This is a genomic window from Binatus sp. (SeqCode), from assembly GCF_049584895.1.
GTDB lineage: Bacteria > Desulfobacterota > Binatia > Binatales > Binataceae > Binatus.
On the sequence record NZ_JBAUYR010000108.1, the window covers coordinates 16,206 to 30,171 of the forward strand.

Consider the following 13,966-nt stretch of genomic DNA (forward strand, 5'->3'; position numbering starts at 1 on the left):
CAGTGAGAGCGGCAGGCAATCCGCGTGACGCAGCTATATCCATCGATCACACCTTACGAGCACGGGATGCTCGAGGTTGGCGATGGCCATCGCGTGTACTGGGAGACGTGCGGGAATCCGAGCGGGAAGGCGGCGGTCGTGCTGCATGGCGGTCCTGGATCGGGATGCACGCCGTGGCATCGCAGGCTGTTCGATCCTTCTGGATATCGCGTCGTGCTGTTCGATCAGCGCAACTGCGGACGGAGCACGCCGCACGCGAGTGGGCCCGAGGTGGTCCTCGCGAGCAACAACACTGCGAACCTCATCGCGGATATCGAGCGATTGCGTGAGCATCTGCGGATCGAGCGATGGCTGGTGCTCGGTGGATCGTGGGGCAGCACCCTCGCGCTCGCATACGCGGAACGGTTTCCGAATCGCGTCACGGAGATCATTTTGTTCGGCGTGACGACCGGTCGCCGCAAAGAGTTCGATTGGTCGTTTCGCGGCGGCCTGGCTGACCTTTTCCTGGAGCGGTGGGAAAGTCTGCGCGATGCGGTGCCGGCCGCGCTGCGAGAAGGCGATATCATCGAGGCGTTTACCGCAGACTGCTGCACGATCCCGATCCCGTGACTCGCGAGCAAGCCGCGCTTGCGTGGTGTACCTGGGAGTCAGCGACGCCGGCGTGGCCGCCTGCGGAGGGGCTGTCACCGCGGTTCAGAGATCCGGCTTTCAGGATGGCGTTCGCGCGCATCGTGACTCATTACGTCCAGCACTATGCGTGGCTCGACGACGGCGTCCTGCTTCGCGACGCGCGCGCGATCGCCGACATTCCCGGAATCATGGTGAACGGACGCTTCGATCTTCAGGCGCCGATCGGCTGGGCCTACGACCTCAAGCACGTATGGCCGCGCGCGAAGCTTCTGATAGTCGACAACGCCGGCCACGACGCCTCAAATGCGAACATTGCCGAAGAGCTGATCCGCGCAACTGATGAATTTGCTGAACCCTGAAAAAATTAGAACAGCGCGCCGATGAAATGCTCGAGCTCCAGATTGCACTTCACAATGACGCGGTCGCTGCCGCGCGTCAGTCCTACGCCGGGGCCCAGGTTGTATTCGATTCCATGCGGCAGCTCGCCCCTCAGCACCGGGAAGATGTAGTGCTGTTGCGCGTGTAGCGGATCGTTGTCGTCAATCAGACCGAGCGCGCCGTAGAATTCGAGGCCCGGCGAAATCTCGCGCAGGTAGTCGTAGTAGACTCCCGCCGCGTAGCCGAACTCGAATCCCTTGTTCCTGTTGGGCCCGACGAAAACCCCCTTTTCGAAAATCGGATTGAGTGCGATCTCGAATTTGCGGATGTCTTTCTCGATGATCGGTTTCAGCTCGAGTTCGAGCTGGTTGTCGTCGTATTGCGGCGTCCGATGCCACTCGAGCTCGAGGTACCAGCCCAAATCGACCGGCAACTCGCCCTGCTCGAACAGGCTGCCACGCACGCGAAACTTCGAACCCGCGTATTCAAACGAGTCCGCATTGGGGTGCGCGACATTAACGTACCCGGCCGCCTCGACGTGGTCGGTAAGACCGTACGTGAGTTCGAACGCGGTGCGGTACATCGCCTGGCTCGGAATGGAGCCGGCAGAGGTGCCGTCGTAGCCGTGGTTGTGACCGCTCGGGGTGAAGCTGTTAAGCGATTCCAGCTCGACGACGCCTTTACCCTCGGTCTGATACGGGTACACCTCGAACTCGAACGGATCGACCTGCGCGGACGCGTTCGCGGCGATCAGCAACAGCGCTGAGGCGATAACGATCGTGCGCAGGTTCATCGCGATGCCGATGACGCGTGCGAGGATTTCTCGTCCGCGATCCATCGCGTGATCGCGATGCGCTCTTCGGGTGTAAGACGCGCCCGCGGATGCATCGCGAGGTAGTACCATGGAGGCATCGCGCCGCTTGCGATCAGACGTGCGACTTCGTCGAGCTTTTGATCTTCGGTGCCGGGATCCGATGTGTAGTCTGTCCATGACGAGAAGTTGAACCGCCGCCTCCCGTGTTCGACCTCGTAATGAATCCACCATGAGAACGGCGCCACCGCGCTGTACCACGGCCATCGCGTTTGGTTCGAATGGCAGTCGTAGCAGGAGCGCTCGATGGCATCCTTGACGACGGGAGTCGCGGACAGGTCCCCGCTTACGGCTGGATTCGAACGATCGACGCGCACTAATTGGACCGCCACTATCGCGATTGCTGCCGACCAGAGGATCGCGCGGAACGTGCGGTGACTCGTCGCAGCCTCAGCGCGAGACAATCTGGCCTTTGACGGCCCCGTGACTGAAGTCGTCAAAGAACGGGTAGGTGCCGGGCGGGAGCGCCGGGAGGTAGACGGTTATGGTCTGTCCGGGTTGCACGACGCGCTCGCGATGCAGCTCAAAGCTCTCGAACTCGACCGCTGAATCGCCGGAATTAGTGACCTGCAATTTGACAGCAGTGTTGGCCGGCAGCGTCAGGCTTGCGGGCTCGACGGCCCCGGCTTGAAAGCGAAGTTGGGGAGAGTTGTCGGCCGCGCGCGCCGATGGCGCAGCGAAGGCGGCGAGAAGTGCGACCGAGACGATCGCAGTCGCGGCGATACGGGAAGGGTTATTAAAGGGCACGGCTCGATGCTCCTGAAAGTGAGAATGATTCTCATTTACATTGAAGCATGATCATTGTCAAGTCATGCGGCCTCGGTCGCATCTATTCCCAAGGAGAGATGAGAACCTACAGCACGCAATCGCCTGATTCCGACGCGCATCTTCAGCCGGAGCATTGATTTTGTTGACTGCGGAGGTATTCGCAGGTAAAGCATAGAAGCCCTGCGTAATATGCAGGCACCGGCCGTATCGTGAAATGGCGCCGGGGTGGAAATCGCGCCGACGGGGACTCGAGCGCGATGGAGACGTCGTTGTTCGACGCGAAGTTGTCGGTAAATCGGGCATCTAAAGCAATCGCGGCGTTTGCGCTCGCGATCACGTTCGCTTTTGCGGCGGCGCCCAAAGCGTCGTCGGAAACCACGCTCCCGTTCCCGCGTCCCGCAGCGATTCAGCCCAACGTCGATTTCTGGGTCGATGTCTTCACCAAGTACTCGGATCACGATTTCCTGGTCATGGATCGCGATAACGTCCAGCGCGTCTACCATGTGTTTATCCTTCCCGGCGACGGCCGGCCAACCGGCACCGATATCGAATGGGCGAACGCTTATCTGAAAACAAAATATGGCGACATTCTCAATCGCCTCGCGACACAACCTCCGGCCGATGACGAAGAGCGCGAAATCGCCGCGATGTTCAAGGGCGAGCCGCCGAGTGCCTTTGCGGCTGCCGCGCAGAATCTGCGCGTGCAGGAAGGGCTGCGCGAGGATTTCCATGACGGTCTCCTGCGGAGCAAATACTACATGCCCTCGATGGAGCGAATCTTCCGCAGTGCGGGATTGCCGCCTGAGCTGGTGACTCTTGCGAGCGTCGAGTCGGGCTTTCACAGCGCTTCGCGTTCGAGCGCCGGCGCGGTGGGGATCTGGCAGTTCACCCGCGATACCGGCAAGCACTACATGAAAATCACGCGCTATCACGATGATCGTCTGAGCCCGGAGCGCGAAACGCTTGCAGCAGCCAAGCTCCTGCGGTCGAACTACGACACTCTCGGTGATTGGCCGCTGGCGATTACCGCATACAACTACGGCACCGGTGGGGTGTCGCGCGCGGCCGGAATTTACGGCGGCGACTATTCGGAAATGGTCCAGCACTACCAGGGACCCCATTTCGGCTTCGCAGTGAAGAACTACTACGCGGAGTTCCTCGCGGCGTTGCAGGTACATCGAGACGAGGAAAAGTATTTCCCCGGCATCGAGGACGAGCCGGCCATTCGGCCCGCGCCAATCAAGACCGACTTCGCGCCGCCGCGGCACTCGAAGAAGTCGCACGCGTCACATACTCGCCACACGGCCTCGAAAACGCATCACTCGAAGAAGACTCTCGCGCAGAAGACCTGATTCGCTCTCCTGAATCCGACAATCCTGAATAGTCGCGGCGCGCGCACCGTTGGCGTCTGTTATCGTTGATCTGATGCCACGCACGGCGACGCAATCTCCGCAGCTCGCGGTCCTGGCCAAGCGGCTGAAGGATCGGCTGGGCAACGCGCGCCTCGCGTTGCAGGCGCTGGCGACCGTCGAGGAGCGCGCGCCAGACGACCAGCTGGCGCTCGCGTTTCTGACCAAGCTCGCCGAAAATTCCGCCACCGCGCTCAAGGACGTTCTTCGTGATCGCGCGGCCGGCGGCGACCTCGTCTTTTGCCTCGGCTCGTCGGAACTCATCGCGACCGAGCTGTCCCTTGCCGGACGGGAGTGGGCGGAAATCTTTCTCGAGGCTCGCGTCCAGACTCTCGAAGGTCTGGTCGCTGCGATGCGCACAGAACGCGTCACGATCGACGCGCCCGATCGGCAGACCGCGTCCGCCGCGCTCGGGCAGTTCATGCGCCGCATGATGGTCCGGGTGGCGATTGCGGATCTGCTCGACCGGCTGAGCGTCGGCGAGACGGCGCTTGCAATGTCGGAGCTGGCCGACGAATGCATTCGCACCGCGCTCGATCTCGCGACCCGGTTTCTGGGCGAGCGAGCGCGCGCAGTTGGGCCGTTTTGCATCCTCGCGATGGGCAAGCTGGGCGCGCGTGAGCTCAACCTCAGCTCGGACGTCGACCTGGTTTATCTTCATGCGTCCTCGGGTTCGCACGACAGTTCCGAAGCGGCGGCGCGGCTAGGCGAATGGTTTACCGAGATTTTGTCGGCACGATGCTTTCGAATCGACATGCGGCTTCGGCCCGGCGGACGTTCCGCGCCACTGGTGACGCCAATCGACGGCGCGATCAACTACTACGAGAACCTCGGCGAGCCGTGGGAGCGTGCCGCGCTGCTGCGTGCGCGCCCGGTCGCCGGCGACCTCGAGATCGGGCTGCAACTGCGTGCCGAGCTGAATCACTTTGTGTTTCGCAGCTACCTGGATTTCGACACGCTGCGCCAGTTGCGCGCGATGAAGCATCAGATCGAGGCGGAACTGAAAACGCCCGCGATGATCGAGCGCAACATCAAGCTCGGCCGTGGCGGAATCCGCGAGCTCGAATTTATCGTGCAGGCGCTCACGCTGATTTACGGCGGACGCGATCCGCGGCTGCGAATCGAGCAGACCGTTGCCGCGCTCGGGAAGCTGGACGATCTCGGCTACCTGCCGACCAAGCGTGCGCGCGAACTCGCCGACGCGTACCTGTTCCTGCGCGACGTCGAGCACAAGCTGCAAGTCGTTGCCGGGCTGCAGACGCACGTCCTCCCTGCGACGGAAGACGGGATGCGCGCGCTCGCGGCGCGGATGGGTTTTGGCAAGGGCGCAGCGGCGCTGAAGAAATTCAGCGATCAACTGAAATCTCATCGCGCGCTGGTCGAGCTGCAATTCCGCGAAACCCTCGCGGGTGGCGACGAGGAATCGACGCGATCGGTCTCCTCTTCTGCGGAACTGGCGTGGAACGCGGCGCTCAATCCCGATTCCTCGACCCGCTATCTGCGCGAGCTGGATTTTGCGCGCGCCGAAGAAAGCGCACGGCATCTCGAGCTGCTCGCGCGCGGGCCCTCGCATGCGCCGACCAGTCCCCGGCGGCGCGAGCTGCTCGAGCGCCTCGGGCCGATGCTGATGGACGAGATAGGCAGGCTGCCCGATCCCGACCTCGCGCTGATGAACCTGGCCGAGTTTATCGCCGCGATCGGCGCGCGCACTTCGTTCCTCGCGCTGCTCGAACAGCATCCCGCGACGCGGCGAATCCTGCTGCGGCTGTTCGCGTCGAGCGCCTACTTGTCGACCATCTTCATCCGCCATCCCGATATGCTCGATACGCTCGTGCGATCCGACCTCGCCGCCACCCGGCGCAGTCCGGCTGAATTACGCGACGACCTGGCGGGCTTGATCGCGGCGAGTCCGGACTTCGAGAGCAAGCTCGACGCGCTCCGCGCATTTCGGCATCAGGAGTTTTTGCGCATCGCGATCGCTGACCTGGCCGGCGATCTCGAACTGTTCGAGGTCGAGCGCGAGCTGACGACGCTGGCGGAAACGGTGCTGGATGAAGCGATGATGCTCGCGCGAATTCAGACCGAGGCGCGCTTCCCGATTCCGGCCACGATGCGGCTGTGCGCGATCGCGATGGGCCGCCTCGGCGCGAGCGAAATGTCGTACAACTCCGACCTCGATTTGATTTTCGTCTACGACGATCGCGCCGAGGTCGCCGCCGGCAGCCGCGAGATCGCGTCGCGAATCACGCAGAAGCTGATCGCGATTCTCGAATCGCGCACGCGCGAAGGTTACGCCTACAAGCTCGACCTGCGCCTGCGCCCGTCGGGCAACGCAGGCCCGCTGGTCACGTCGTTGGCGGGTTTTCGCGACTATCATCGGCAGAGCTCGGCGATGTGGGAGCGGCAAGCGCTGGTGCGCGCGCGCGTGATTACCGGCGACCGCGAGCTGGGCCGCGAGGTTGAAGCGGCGCGCCAGGAATTCGTGTACGGCCGCGGGCTGAGCGCGGATGAGGTCGGCGAAATAGCGGCGATGCGTCATAGGATGGAGATGGAAATCGGCGCCGAGGACAAGACGCGGCTCAATATCAAGCAGGGCCACGGCGGCTTGGTGGACGTCGAGTTCCTCGCGCAGATGATGGCGCTGAGCCACGGCCATCGGCATCCGGAACTGCGGGTACGCAACACGATGGAATTGCTCGAGGCGCTCGCCCGTCTCCATCTGCTGACGGCCGCCGACGCGTCCATCCTCGAGGACGACTACCGCTTCCTGTCGCGCCTGGAGAATCGCCTGCGCATCGAGAGCGACCAGCCCTCGTGGGCCGTCCCAACATCGGTGACGGGGCTCCGCCCGCTGGCGCGCCGCATGGGCTTCGAAGGAGCAGACGGCGCATCGCGACTGCTGGCCGAACTGGCGCAACGCCGCGATCGCATCCGCGCAATCTTCGACAGGTATTTCACTCCTACTCGAAATCCAGCTTCAATCCCGCCAGCACGTTTATCGTAGGGGCCTTGAATCCGAACGCCTGCGAATAGTCGCGGTCCATCAGGTTGTTCACCCGCGCGAAAACTTCTTCGTTGCTCACGTGTTTGAGCGGGATGCCTATCGTGTATGACACCACCGCGTTTACCAGGTTGTACGCGGAGTGATTCGCGATCGGCGGAACTCCGCTTACCGTGAGGTCGTCGCGATCGCCGACGAAGATGTAGTTCACGTTGGCGTTGAATTTGTCGTGCGGCAGAAAATTCCCGCTCCGCACGTATTCCAGCAGTGCCGACGCCGTATGCTTCGCCACCCGCAGCGGACGCGGCGGGGTCAAAAACGCCGAGGCAAAGGGGAGCGGGGCATTGACGTGGGTCTCGTCGAGCACGGTCACGTTGCCGCTGAGCGTCAGTCCCTTGGCAATCGTGAGACTCGGGACGACTTCGACGCCTTGCACGTCGACGCGCGAGGCGTTGCCGGCTTCCGATCCAAACGGACAGGTCGGGCCGACCTTGCACGGCACGGTGACAATCAGGTTCTTCACGCGGCGCGAAAAGTAGGTCGCAGTTAATGAGGCCCGCTCGCCTAAGTTGGTGGTGAAACCGCCGTCCCACTCACTCGAAATCTCCGGCTTCAAATTGGGGTTGCCGAAGCCGGGGAAAAACAGCTCGTCGAATGCCGGCGCGCGAAAGCCTTCGGTGTAGCTGCCGCGCAAGGTGGTCGAGATTTGTGTAATCGGAATTGCGACCGACCATGCGGGGCTGACCTCCTTGCCGAACTCGCTGTTGCCATCGACGCGAAATCCGCCCGTCATGAGAATGTGCCCGTTGAGAAAACTGCCCTCCTGCTCGAGGTAGCCCGCGTACTCCTGGCGGCGAGCGTCGAACAGGCTTATCGACGTGATGAAGTGCGGAGGCGGCGGGGGCGGCCCGAGATTCAGGAATCTGAAGATGCCATCCGAGCGGACCCATCGATCCTTGAAATCGAATCCAGCCAGCGTCCGAAAGCCCTCGAACCAGGGCCAGGTGAACACCGTCTCGATCAGTCCGCCGCGAGTCTCGTCGGGAATGCGATCCTCCTGGAAGCTCATGTTGCCTGGATATGGAGTTCCCGTATCGCGCAGGTCCTGCCGCACGTAGTACGCGTTCGCGCGCACCAAAACGTTTTCCCCGAAGTGATGCTCGACTTCGCCCTTGAACAGCATGAACTCGTTGCGTTGATGCGCGGTCGGATCGAGCGGCGAGCCGGAGGCTATGTTCAAATTGGGCAGGCTCACGTTCGACGCGATGTAGCGCGCGAAGCCGCGCAGCACGGTGTCGTCGCCGAGGTGGTAATCGAGCCGCCCGTTGAGCGCGAGATTGTCGGAGTTGTCGTTGATCGGTCGAAAACCCTCAGTCGAAAAGTACGACACCGCGCCAGAGTAATGGAGGTCCTCCTCGGCGCCACTGAAATTGGCGACCTGCTGGCTGGTCGCGCGATTGCCGCCGCCTGAAAGCAGGCTCGCGGTCGGCGGGCCCTCGCCCTCCTGCGAAAGGACGTTGACCACGCCGCCGATCGCCTGCGAACCGTACAGCGAACCGCCCGCGCCGCGTAGGACCTCGACGCGATCGAGATTGTCGGTAGTCAGATTGGCCAAATCGAAGCTGCCGGTCGCGCCCGCGTTGACTTCGACCCCGTCGACCAGCACCAGTGTCTGCGACGGCGTCGCGCCGCGAATCGACACGTCGGTAACTGAGCCGGGCGAGCCGCTTTGCGTGACCTGGACGCCGGGGACCTCGCGCAGGACGTCGGCGACGCGCAGGATCTTCTGCTCCTGGATTTGCGGATCTTCGACGACCGTGATGGTGGTGCCGATCTGATCGATTGGCTGCGGGATTCGGGTCGCGGTGACGACGATCGGATTCAGCTTCTGTGCTTCTTCTTTCTTAGCCGCCGTTGCCGGCTGACTCGTCTTCTTCTTCGACGATGCGGACCTGGTTTGATTGGCGGGCGCGGCTTTCTGAGTTTGTGCTGGCGACGATGCGGACGCGGGCGTTTGAGCGTGTGCGATCGGTGCATAGAGAGCCGTCGCAAAGACTGTCGACAAGATCAAAATGAGAAACCGCATGAACTCCCTCCGAGTCCAAAGGCTGCCGGCGCGGTGGAGGGAGTCGGGCTACTGAAAGAAACCCGACCACTCGGAAATCGAGGGATCGGGCTTCAGGAAATCGTGCCTGAGGCCACCCTCCCCGCGGAAGGCAGACAGTTAGTGACCCGGCCGGTCTCCTGGCTTGGGGTTCGTCCTCGGGCCCGCCTTCCCGCCGAAGCGGTGGCATGATGGGCCGTCGTCCCCCCACACAGTTGCGGGGCAGCGCCGGATTTGAACCGGCTTCCCGTGCACCGGGTGCGACGCAGAAGTTACTTGCGGCACCGCGTGCAGTCAACACGTGAGTCGCGATCGTGTACGCTCGATCATTCTGATGGGGACGATCACGTTAATCACCGGCGGCGCGCGGAGCGGCAAGAGCATGCAGGCGTTGAAGCTTGCGCTTCCATATCAGCGCAAATTTTTCATCGCGACGGGCGAAGCGCTCGACGACGAAATGACGGCGCGAATCGAATTTCATCGCACGACGCGGCCGCAGGATTTTAGAACCGTCGAGGAGCCGGTGAAGGTTGTCGCCGCGCTCGAAAAGATCGGCAAGAGCGCCGACCTGGTCGTGCTCGACTGCCTGACGTTGTGGGTATCCAACCTGATGTGGCACAGCACCGACGATGGGCCGGTGCTTGGGGAGGCGGATAAGCTCGCCGCCGCGCTGAAGAATGCGCCGTTCGCGAGTATCGTCGTGACCGACGAAGTCGGATCGGGAATCGTGCCGACCGATCATGCAGAGTCGCGCCGCTTCCGCGACCTGCTGGGATGGACCAATCAGAAAGTCGCGGCGGCGGCGGACGATGTGATCCTGATGGTCGCGGGCTATCCGGTTAAGGTGAAATAGACTCACAGGGACATTGTGAGCAGGACGACTATCTCGATCACCTCACCGCACGCGCCGATCAGGTCGCCGGTGACGCCACCGAGCCAGCGACGATAAAAGAGATGCATTAGAAATGCGATCAGGAGCGCAACGCTGACGGCCAGCGTCCCGACTGTACGAAAAGGACTTAGCAGAATCGCACATTCGATGATCAAAAAGATTACAGCGACTCTCCTGCGCCAGCCGAGGCTCTGGCTATTGAGAAAAGCGGTCCCGGCGCCTGACTCGCGAAGATAGGGAATGCCGACGCCAACCATCACCATGGCGAAGCGGGCGAGCGTCGGTGCGATGATCAACGCGGCGTAACGGCGAGCACCCGCGAGGGTCGAGAGCGCCAGGATCTTTAGCGTTAAGTCGAAGAAGATTGCGCTCGCGCCGAAGGTGCCGACGCGGCTGTCGTGCAGGATGTCGAGCGCGCGCTTGCGATCGCGTCCTGCGCCGAGCGCATCGGCAGTGTCGGCCAGTCCGTCGAGATGAACCGCACCGGTGAGGACAGTGAGCGAGAGAACAATAAGAACCGAGCGAACCACTTGCGCGAAGAAATGAGCGAGCAGCCAATCCTCGCCGGCCAGCGCCAGCCCGATAAGACAGCCGACAATCGGAAACCATGCGAACGAAGCAGAGACGGTCTCGTCGGACGCCGGACGCTGGTCGATCACCGGCAGAATCGTCAGGAAGCTTATCGCAAGCGGCAGTTCGGTCCAGAAGCCGCCCGCAGGGGTTGCCTCGTCGCTCATCGGACTTTGCCGGAAACCTCGGCGCTCTCGAAGGTCGCCATGTTGTTGAGCAAGTCGAGGGCGGACTCGATCACGTTCATCGCGAGCGCGGCGCCGGTGCCCTCGCCGAGTCGGAGACCGAGATCGAGAATCGGACGGAGCTTGAAATGTTCGAGCGCGAGCGCATGGCCGCCTTCGGCCGAGCGATGGCTGAAGAAAAGATGGTCGAACAATCTCCGGTGAATCTTCGCGGCGACCGCGGCCGCAGCGGTTGCGATAAAGCCATCGACCACCACCGGGACTTTCGAGGCAGCGCCGCCGAGGCATACGCCGGCCATCGCGGCGATCTCGAAACCGCCGAGCGCAGCCAGCATCGACTCGCCTGACGCGAGCGCATCGCGATGGATCTCGAGCGCGCGAGTCACTACTTCGATTTTGCGGCGGACGCCAGCGTCATCGAGGCCGGTCCCGCGCCCGACTATCGACTCGGGCGCGATTCCGGTAAGCGCGCAGAGGAGTGCGGCGGCGGGGGTGCTGTTCGCGATACCCATCTCGCCGATGCCGATTAGCGTCGCGCCGCTATCTGAAAGTTCGCGCGCAATTTCGATTCCAACTTCGAGCGCGCGGCTTGTTTGGTCAGGCGTCATCGCAGGGCCGTCGAGGAGGTTGCGAGTGCCGGCGCCGATGCGTCGATACGTCACACCGCTGAGCGGCTTGGCGCTGGTATCGACCTTGACGCCGACGTCGACAACTTTCAGTGAATAACCGAAGCGGCGCGCGAGCACGCTGATTGCTGCGCCGCCGGCGGCGATGTTGCGAAGCATCTCGGCGGTCACGGCCTGCGGGAATGCGCTGACGCCTTCCTCCGCGACGCCGTGATCGGCGACGAAGACGGCGATTGCGCCGCGTCCGGACTTCACCGACTCATCGTGACGGATTGCGGCGTAGCGGCGCACGAGTTCCTCGAGATGGCCGAGGCTCCCCGGCGGCTTGGTCAGTGAATTAAGGCGCGCGTCAGCCGCCCAAGCCGCTTCATTGTCGAGCGGCAGGATCGCGGCGATTGTTTGTTTGAGCAAAGACATGCCGCGTGATCGCATCACGCGCCGCGGTCCCTTACAAGTCCGATGCGTAACCTTGGTAGAAGTTCTTCCCCTCTCGCGAAGTTCTGAGAGAGCGGATGACGATGCTTGGTCACTGCCGCGCTAGGCGCCTAGTTCTGCGAGCAAGGACTTTGCGTCTTTCAGATCGGGGGTGTTTAAGCCTTCGGTGAATTGGTTGTAGATTTCGGTGAGCGTGGCGCGGGCCTGGTCTCGGCGATCGGTGTCGCGCAGCAAACGTGCGAGGCTGATAGCTGCGCGCAGCTCTAATGACTTTGCGCGCTGCATCCGCGCTACCTTTATCGCCTTGGTATAGTTCTGTTCCGCTGCGGATGCGTCCTTGGCTTGTAGCAGGGTCAGCTCGCCTTTGATGCGATGAACTTCCGACTCGACGTAACGCTCCTGATTTTACTCGACCAGATCAGCGGATTGAGCGATCAACGCAAGCGCGGTATCGAGCTGCCCCAAGCTCGCAAAGCCCTGCGCGAGGATCGATCGCGCCCACGTATGCGCGAGTTCGTAGCCGACGTCCGCATAGCCGGATTCGCTTGATGCGCGATCGGCGGTCTGACCGAATTTTCCCTGGGCCGCCGACCCTATCAATCGATAGGCGAGTATTTGCGCCTCGAGGAAGGCCAGGCCGTGCTTGCGGGCGAGCGACAGCGCTTCGGTTGTCGTTCGCTCCGCTGAGTCAAAGTCGCGGCGAACCGTGTAGTACATGCCTAGTTGCGACAAGCACCACGTCAGCGTGAACGCAGATCCGAGCTCTCGTGCGCGTTCAAGCGACTCGGCCGCGCGCTTTGCCGCCTGATCGGGGTAACCGAGCATCCACAACGTCATGGCGTCGTAGCACAGGGCGCTCATCAGAGGATCCTGATCAGCTGGGGCGAGCCCGGTGGTTATATGGGGTTGGCCGGCGTGGTAGCCGATACACAATTCCAGACTCGAGTGCGCATCGGCGAAATCGCCCATGAAGAACTTGCTGAAGCCAGATTGCAAATGCGCGTCAGCTTGCATCGCATCGTTGCGGAATCGATTCGCCAGCGCGATCAGTTCATCGATGTACGCAAGCGCCATCGGATGTTCGCCGCGGACGAGATGGAAAGAGTGCAATCCGCTCAGCACTCTGTACAGGCGAGGGTCTTCCTCTTTTTGCTGGCATAGTTCGCGCGCGCGGCTGAAGGCTTTGCCGGCTTCGGGTACCCACCATCCCCTGGTCACCAGCAGGGCGGCGCCGTAGTCGATTTGAAGGTCGAGCTCCAGCTCAGCGCGTTCCAGGGAATCCGGCAATTTCGCGAACAGCTCGATCGCATTCTCCAGACGGCGCAGAGCGCCCTGGTAGCCGCTCTGCGACAGTTCGCGCTTGGCCGCCATAGCCAGATACTCGACTGCCTTCCCGATATTCGAGCTGCGGGCGTAGTGGTCAGCGAGCTCGCTAAGATGGTCCTCGCGCGAATTTTTGAACAGCTCTCCGATTGCGGCACCGATCCGTTCGTGAAGTGTCTTGCGGCGCTCGATCAGGATCGAGTTATAGGCGACCTCCTGCGTCAGCGCGTGCTTGAAGCTGTACTCGATGTCGCCGAAGGCTGGTTGCTCGTAGATGAACTCGCTTAGCTGCAGGTCATCGAGCATCCGCGAGAGATCGTCGGCAGAAGTCCTTACAACAGCGCGCACGAGACTTAACGGGAACTCCTTGCCGATCACCGCGAGCGTCTGCAGCAGATCCTTATCGGCTGGCGACAGACGATCGATGCGCGCGGCCAGGATTGCGCGCACCGTCGGCGGGATCTTCAAGTCGGCGAGCGGCTTGGTCAGCATGACGGCCGCGCCGTCGCGGACCAGCGCGCCCTCGTCGATCAGAACCTCGACCGTCTCCTCCATGAAGAAGGGATTGCCCTCGGTGCGCTCGATGATCAGGCGCTTGAGTGCTTCGATGTCGGCGCCCTCACCCGCTCGGCGACATCAATGTCGCCTCCCGACCTCTCCCGGCTTGCGCCTTGCGACTGGGTCGCAGGCGCGGGAGAGGTGAGTAACGCGGACAGCATCACATCGGCGCTCTCCTTGCCGATCACCGCGAGCGTCTGCAGCAGATCCTTATCG

The 13,966-nt window shown here is 62.4% G+C and carries 12 protein-coding genes, 1 pseudogene and 1 riboswitch; of the genes and pseudogenes, 4 read left to right on the forward strand and 9 right to left on the reverse strand.

From position 1 onward, the window contains the following. Positions 1-24: 24 nt before the first annotated feature. Positions 25-989, forward strand: a pseudogene (pip, locus tag WB650_RS19360) (prolyl aminopeptidase). Between the two features lie 5 nt (positions 990-994). Here pip and WB650_RS19365 read toward each other — a convergent pair. Genes WB650_RS19365 through WB650_RS19375 form a run of 3 tightly spaced genes read right to left on the reverse strand, consistent with a single transcriptional unit; the run spans position 995 to position 2,626 of the window. Beyond that, entirely contained in the window at positions 995-1,846 is an 852-nt protein-coding gene (locus WB650_RS19365) for a hypothetical protein (RefSeq protein WP_422306885.1), read from the reverse strand. After that, positions 1,798-2,211: a heme-binding domain-containing protein gene (locus tag WB650_RS19370; protein WP_422306884.1), complete on the reverse strand. Its 414-nt coding sequence runs from the start codon at positions 2,209-2,211 to the stop codon at positions 1,798-1,800. The genes WB650_RS19365 and WB650_RS19370 overlap by 49 nt, the downstream gene beginning before the upstream one ends. Positions 2,212-2,269: 58 nt before the next feature. Then, positions 2,270-2,626 (reverse strand): cupredoxin domain-containing protein, encoded by a 357-nt coding sequence (locus WB650_RS19375; RefSeq protein WP_422306883.1) that lies wholly within the window; start codon positions 2,624-2,626, stop codon positions 2,270-2,272. A 230-nt stretch (positions 2,627-2,856) separates the two neighbouring features. On the opposite strand from WB650_RS19375, the gene WB650_RS19380 reads away from it, so the two are divergent. Together WB650_RS19380 and glnE are read left to right on the forward strand one after the other, a co-directional pair. After that, complete coding sequence (locus WB650_RS19380) at positions 2,857-3,999, forward strand: lytic transglycosylase domain-containing protein (protein ID WP_422306882.1); 1,143 nt, start codon at positions 2,857-2,859, stop codon at positions 3,997-3,999. A gap of 73 nt (positions 4,000-4,072) precedes the next feature. Beyond that, the gene (glnE, locus tag WB650_RS19385; RefSeq protein ID WP_422306881.1) at positions 4,073-7,060 is read left to right on the forward strand and encodes a bifunctional [glutamate--ammonia ligase]-adenylyl-L-tyrosine phosphorylase/[glutamate--ammonia-ligase] adenylyltransferase; all 2,988 of its coding nucleotides are present in this window, start codon (positions 4,073-4,075) and stop codon (positions 7,058-7,060) included. On the opposite strand, the gene WB650_RS19390 is transcribed toward glnE, so the two are convergent. Next, complete coding sequence (locus WB650_RS19390) at positions 7,017-9,122, reverse strand: TonB-dependent receptor plug domain-containing protein (RefSeq protein WP_423961661.1); 2,106 nt, start codon at positions 9,120-9,122, stop codon at positions 7,017-7,019. The genes glnE and WB650_RS19390 overlap by 44 nt on opposite strands. Positions 9,123-9,274: 152 nt before the next feature. Next, positions 9,275-9,435, reverse strand: a riboswitch (cobalamin riboswitch). A gap of 60 nt (positions 9,436-9,495) precedes the next feature. On the opposite strand from WB650_RS19390, the gene cobU reads away from it, so the two are divergent. Further along, the gene (gene cobU / locus WB650_RS19395) at positions 9,496-10,014 is read left to right on the forward strand and encodes a bifunctional adenosylcobinamide kinase/adenosylcobinamide-phosphate guanylyltransferase (RefSeq protein ID WP_423961662.1); all 519 of its coding nucleotides are present in this window, start codon (positions 9,496-9,498) and stop codon (positions 10,012-10,014) included. Positions 10,015-10,016: 2 nt separating this feature from the next. Here the strand turns inward: cobU and cobS are convergent, their stop codons facing one another. The 5 genes from cobS to WB650_RS19420 form a co-directional block, all read right to left on the reverse strand. Then, positions 10,017-10,790, reverse strand: coding sequence for an adenosylcobinamide-GDP ribazoletransferase (gene cobS / locus WB650_RS19400; protein ID WP_422306015.1), 774 nt, complete (start codon positions 10,788-10,790; stop codon positions 10,017-10,019). Beyond that, a complete protein-coding gene (cobT, locus tag WB650_RS19405) occupies positions 10,787-11,851 on the reverse strand; it encodes a nicotinate-nucleotide--dimethylbenzimidazole phosphoribosyltransferase (protein ID WP_422306013.1) in 1,065 nt (354 codons plus the stop codon). The genes cobS and cobT overlap by 4 nt, the downstream gene beginning before the upstream one ends. A gap of 120 nt (positions 11,852-11,971) precedes the next feature. Beyond that, positions 11,972-12,154, reverse strand: a complete 183-nt coding sequence (locus tag WB650_RS19410; protein ID WP_422306011.1) for a hypothetical protein — start codon at positions 12,152-12,154, stop codon at positions 11,972-11,974. A gap of 120 nt (positions 12,155-12,274) precedes the next feature. Beyond that, the gene (locus tag WB650_RS19415; protein ID WP_422306009.1) at positions 12,275-13,747 is read right to left on the reverse strand and encodes an ATP-binding protein; all 1,473 of its coding nucleotides are present in this window, start codon (positions 13,745-13,747) and stop codon (positions 12,275-12,277) included. A 32-nt stretch (positions 13,748-13,779) separates the two neighbouring features. Beyond that, the coding region (locus WB650_RS19420) for a hypothetical protein (RefSeq protein WP_423961666.1) at positions 13,780-13,966 on the reverse strand (187 nt) is incomplete at its 5' end.